The sequence below is a fragment of the Cellvibrio mixtus subsp. mixtus J3-8 genome (assembly GCF_000766945.1).
In the GTDB taxonomy this organism is placed as follows: Bacteria; Pseudomonadota; Gammaproteobacteria; order Pseudomonadales; family Cellvibrionaceae; genus Cellvibrio; species Cellvibrio mixtus_A.
The window spans coordinates 661580-666047 of sequence record NZ_KN266208.1 but is presented as its reverse complement, the minus strand read 5'-3'; the positions used below and the strand labels follow the sequence as shown (position 1 = coordinate 666047).

Sequence of the window (4468 nt, the reverse complement as noted above, 5' to 3'; positions counted from 1 at the left end):
TATGTTGATCCGGAAACTAACCTTTATTACAACTACTTTCGGGATTATGATCCGTCGATTGGAAGATACATTGAGTCTGATCCGATTGGGTTAGATGGTGGGATTAATACTTATGCGTATGTGTTAAATAATCCAATTAAATATTCCGATTTTTTTGGATTACAGGCAGGTATCACGAGGCCAATTAGAAGATTGTTAATTCCATTTTTTCCTGACACCAATTCACCTACGGATAATTATTATGAAGATCCAACGGTTCCTTGGGACCCTACGGAACCAATGCCTAGCACGCCTCATGATGGAGATTCAGATTCTGATGATGGAGTTAATTGTCCTCCCTTAAAGCAAGAGGAAGATCCACTTAAAAAGGAGGCCCGCTGTCTAGCTCTGTACAATTCAACTTTGCAGTATTGTGCTGGTATTCCCAGTATGAAAGAGCGGCAGCGATGCTGGGAGGCGGCAAAAGGAAATTATGAAGCGTGCATGTCTGAGTAATTCAATTTAATTATTGGTGGCCAAATGAAACAATCCATTGCAGAAAGAAAATTATTTTATCGACCAAAAGGCTCATCTAATCAAATAGAGCTTACCATCCGTATCGGCATTCCATACATTGACGAAAATGGCATGGCTAGATGCCCAATAAAATGGGATGGCTTATTTGAAAATTATGCTGATATTAGCGGAGTTGATTTATTGCATGCACTTCAATTGGCTAGTGATGTTGATTCGATGCTAAAAAAGTTGCAGCATAAATATGATTTCTACTGGTCAACAGGTGAGCCATATTTTGACGATGATGATCAGGGTGAAAATTAATTTAATCATTATTTAAGTAGAGAAAACACGACTCAAGCCCAGCGATAAACCGCTGGGCTTTTTATGCATGTCACTCGCTGAATTTATTCCGTTGTCAATACCAAGCACCCACGCATCACTCTCACTGTCACGGGTGAATCAATGTTGAATCCTGCTTGTTCCAACCAATGCCCCTTGGTTGCCGGTGCAGCAATTGGTGGTCAATGGGGTTCTGGTATAGGCGGTACAATTGGTCTAGCGGGCTATGGTGTTGGTGCGATACCTGGTGCAGCAATCGGTGCGGCGGCTGGTGCTGGTGTTGGTGGTGCTACAGGTCACGCGATGGCACAGTGGGTTTGTCCTGATGACGATGATGCCCAACCCGTTCCAAGCAATCCTCCAGCGCCAAATGACAATTCCGATTGTGAAGCGCAATGTGATTTGGAGTGGGATAGAAATAAATTTATGTGTGATTCTGGGGTGGCAACCAGTTACGGTTTTAATTCGACAGAGTATGTTGCTTGCATGAAACGAGTGGATAAAATCTATGTTGATTGCGTGCAGGATTGTAATGAAGAGGATTGCAATAAATGAGTGATATAAATCAGGATCGGGAAATAATAACTCTTGATGTTGTTAACAAGCTGCTTTCTGAAATTCGATCCGGTGATTCAAATCATGGTTTAAGCATTGCTCAAATGATGCTTAGTGAGGGGCCTAATTTTAAACCGGAAATGCTAATTCTTTTAGTTGAAGCTGTTGTTGAGCTTTCGATATTGGCAGGATCTGCTGATGCGAAAGAGTACCTTGCTGAGACGTGGCCTATTTTAAAAAAGAACCATCTAAGACGGCTTACAAACAAAATTGAAAAATAGATTATTTATTGAAACAAAAAAGTAATACCAAAGCCCGGCTAGGATAGCCGGGGGGCGGGCCAAAAAGCATGAGTCCAAAATGAGTGAAGATATTGATCATGTAATTCTGAAAGATTGTATGCAGCGTCTGCTCACTCGTGATCCTGACGCTGGTTTTGATTTGGCTCAGCTTATTCTGGGTGATTTGCCAAATAATGATGTGAGTGTGTTGATAGCTATCATTGAAGGCTTGATTCACCAATCCGAGCAGCTTGGTTCAAATCATGCCAAACAGTATTTGGAAGATATGTGGCCAAATATGCGGAGTATAATGGTCCGAAGATTAAAGAGAGCTGGACGCCCTGATAAATGGAATATTGAAAACTCTAATCTATGAATCTTTCAGAAAAGCCATATTTACGGGAAATAAAAATGAAGAACGATCAATCTTTTGATCGCTCTTCATACCCATTTAATATCCCGGCAATTAAAGGTTTGGAATCTTTGGACTTTCACCCAGATGTTACTTTCTTTGTTGGAGAAAATGGCTCAGGAAAGTCGACCCTAATTGAAGCTATTGCAGTTGCTATGGGGTTTAACGCCGAAGGTGGGACAAAACAATCCACTTTTTCAACAAGTCGAACGCATTCAACACTACATAATTATTTAAAAACCATTAAAAGCTTTAAGTATCCAAAAGACGGATACTTTCTACGTGCTGAAAGTTTTTATAATCTTGCAACACTCATGGATGAAACAGGTTATTTGACAATGTATGGAGGTAAATCATTGCACCAACAGTCGCATGGTGAATCATTTATGGCCACTTTGTTGAATAAGCTACAGGGTAATGGTTTATATATTATGGACGAACCTGAAGCGGCTCTTTCTCCATCACGCCAAATGGCAGCAGTTTCTGCCATTCACCAATTGGTAGAAGAAAACTCACAATTTATTATCGCAACGCACTCACCAATTCTTTTAGCGTATCCCAGATCCAAAATTTACTCCTTCTCTTCTAATGGAATAGAAGAAATCGCTTATGAGGATACTGAGCATTATGCGGTCACAAGGGACTTTCTTAATAATCATCAGGAAATGATGAAAATACTAATGGATGACTGAAGGCTCATCTTTAAAACACTAACCCTCACGCTTGCTGTTAATAATCGTATGAAACTGGTCAATGTCACCAGCAGGCTGGTAATACTTTTACGGTTTAACTGGTCAGTCATGTGCAGCAGGCTGGTCAATTAAGTCCAGCCCACGCAATTATAGATAATGAGCAAGCTATGCAAGCTTGATAATTCCATTTATGTAGAGTTCCTGCAGGTAAGGCGTAAGTTCATTTGGTGTAGGTCCATCAGGTTGCTGCCACGAGAAAACTTCGGGTATGGTAAAACTCCCTGACCGGGATGCGAGACGCTGGAGTGTCGGAATGAATGTGGTCGGAAATTCAAGCACGCCATTATCGCAAGGTACAATTACATTATTCCGGGTTTCAATAAATCGCAACGATGATATTGCAACGCAAAATTGTTGGCTCGGCGCTACTTCGGGTATCGACAGCGTTGGAGCGGGTTGCCATCCGGTGTAAGGATGGTGTGTCAATGAATTCACCCAGGGTTCTGTTAGTGCATCCGGTTCATCTAAAATTGCCAGTGCCATTTTATGAAACTCATCAAGGCGATCGCGTATATATGCTGAAGTTGTCTGTGGCATAGTTCCTTGAATTTTTTCTACAGTAGCAGGCGGGCCTCCTCGCCAATTTTCGTTTGACGCTGCGAAGTCTTTAAGTAGGGGGGCCAACTGGTCGAGAAAGTTTCGAGGAGCAAAATAAAGATTTAGCGCTAATGAGACACCGATGCCACGCGCAGAATGCCAGGCTCCGGCAGGAAGGCAGAGTAAATCCCCGGGGTTTAATTCTACTTCGCGAAACTGCATTTCATCGGGTAATTTTCCAACATCCGATTCAGTTTGCCCTTGTTGAAATACTGTGTTGATGTCAGGCCAGGCTTTTGCCGGCTCTGTAGAAAATTTCCACCGTTTTTTTCCGGCAATCTGAAGTGTAGTGGCAACTCTTTTGTCGTAGTGCATGGGTAATCCCGATCCGTCCGGCGAGATGTAACAATTTACACCGACGGTGCCGGTAAAATTAAATTGTGCGCGAATTGCTTCTGCCCAGCGAGCAAGAATTGGATCGGCCATGTGAATGTTGGTAATGCAGATTGTTGCACCTGCGTTGAATAACTCGCTCACTTGATTATGCTGTGCTTCAATCATGCGCCGCGAACTGCCTGAATCTTCTCCGCCTGTAAATGATGCGGTTATGTTGTAGCGCCGGTCCCGGATTTTTTCTCCTTTCAAAAGAGCTTGTTTCAATCGTCCCCAACTAAAAATGTGATCGAATTTTTTAGGGTGACCTTCCACATTCAGTGAAGCACGTGAGAAATAGGAATTTACAAACTCTTCGCAAGTAATTGGGCTTATAAGCTCCTGAAGTTCGCGACCATTCAGGGCAGCAGGTTCTTGATATTTGTCAGAAGTATCAGAATCGAGTAGTGAATTAAAGTCTGTTATTTTCATGGATTATTTCTCTTTACAATAATTGTTTTGCTTATTCCGGTGTTTGTATTGCAGAGCTGTCAATTTCCTAAGCTTACTGTTAACTGGTGAACTAGTCCACAATTTCACTGTAGAATGAGGCTTGCCTCCCGGATAGTTCACCCTGCGGCAAACGTATATTTATCGGCTAAAAATGCAATTTTGTCGGGGAAAAATCTTTTAAACAGAACTAAAGAAAAGCATAATTGAAT

The 4468-nt window shown here is 41.9% G+C and carries 8 protein-coding genes; 6 read left to right on the top strand and 2 right to left on the bottom strand.

The window, feature by feature from the left end:
• Positions 1–495: RHS repeat-associated core domain-containing protein (locus tag A596_RS22690; RefSeq protein WP_152600174.1), on the top strand; the 495-nt coding region annotated here is incomplete at its 5' end.
• A 24-nt stretch (positions 496–519) separates the two neighbouring features.
• The gene (locus A596_RS13375) at positions 520–819 is read left to right on the top strand and encodes a hypothetical protein (RefSeq protein WP_039915442.1); all 300 of its coding nucleotides are present in this window, start codon (positions 520–522) and stop codon (positions 817–819) included.
• An 83-nt stretch (positions 820–902) separates the two neighbouring features.
• Here A596_RS13375 and A596_RS23890 read toward each other — a convergent pair whose 3' ends face one another.
• Positions 903–983, bottom strand: a complete 81-nt coding sequence (locus tag A596_RS23890; protein WP_412130253.1) for a SymE family type I addiction module toxin — start codon at positions 981–983, stop codon at positions 903–905.
• On the opposite strand from A596_RS23890, the gene A596_RS13370 reads away from it, so the two are divergent.
• From A596_RS13370 to A596_RS13355, 4 genes are all read left to right on the top strand, one after another.
• Complete coding sequence (locus tag A596_RS13370) at positions 961–1392, top strand: hypothetical protein (protein WP_039915440.1); 432 nt, start codon at positions 961–963, stop codon at positions 1390–1392. The genes A596_RS23890 and A596_RS13370 overlap by 23 nt on opposite strands.
• Positions 1389–1673 carry a hypothetical protein gene (locus A596_RS13365; RefSeq protein ID WP_039915438.1) on the top strand — a complete coding sequence of 95 codons (285 nt, stop codon included), beginning with the start codon at positions 1389–1391 and terminating at the stop codon, positions 1671–1673. The genes A596_RS13370 and A596_RS13365 overlap by 4 nt, the downstream gene beginning before the upstream one ends.
• A 79-nt stretch (positions 1674–1752) precedes the next feature.
• A complete protein-coding gene (locus A596_RS13360; protein WP_039915437.1) occupies positions 1753–2049 on the top strand; it encodes a hypothetical protein in 297 nt (98 codons plus the stop codon).
• A gap of 35 nt (positions 2050–2084) precedes the next feature.
• Entirely contained in the window at positions 2085–2777 is a 693-nt protein-coding gene (locus tag A596_RS13355) for an AAA family ATPase (RefSeq protein WP_235425724.1), read from the top strand.
• Between the two features lie 165 nt (positions 2778–2942).
• Here A596_RS13355 and A596_RS13350 read toward each other — a convergent pair whose 3' ends face one another.
• Entirely contained in the window at positions 2943–4238 is a 1296-nt protein-coding gene (locus A596_RS13350; protein WP_039915432.1) for a JmjC domain-containing protein, read from the bottom strand.
• Positions 4239–4468 lie beyond the last annotated feature (230 nt).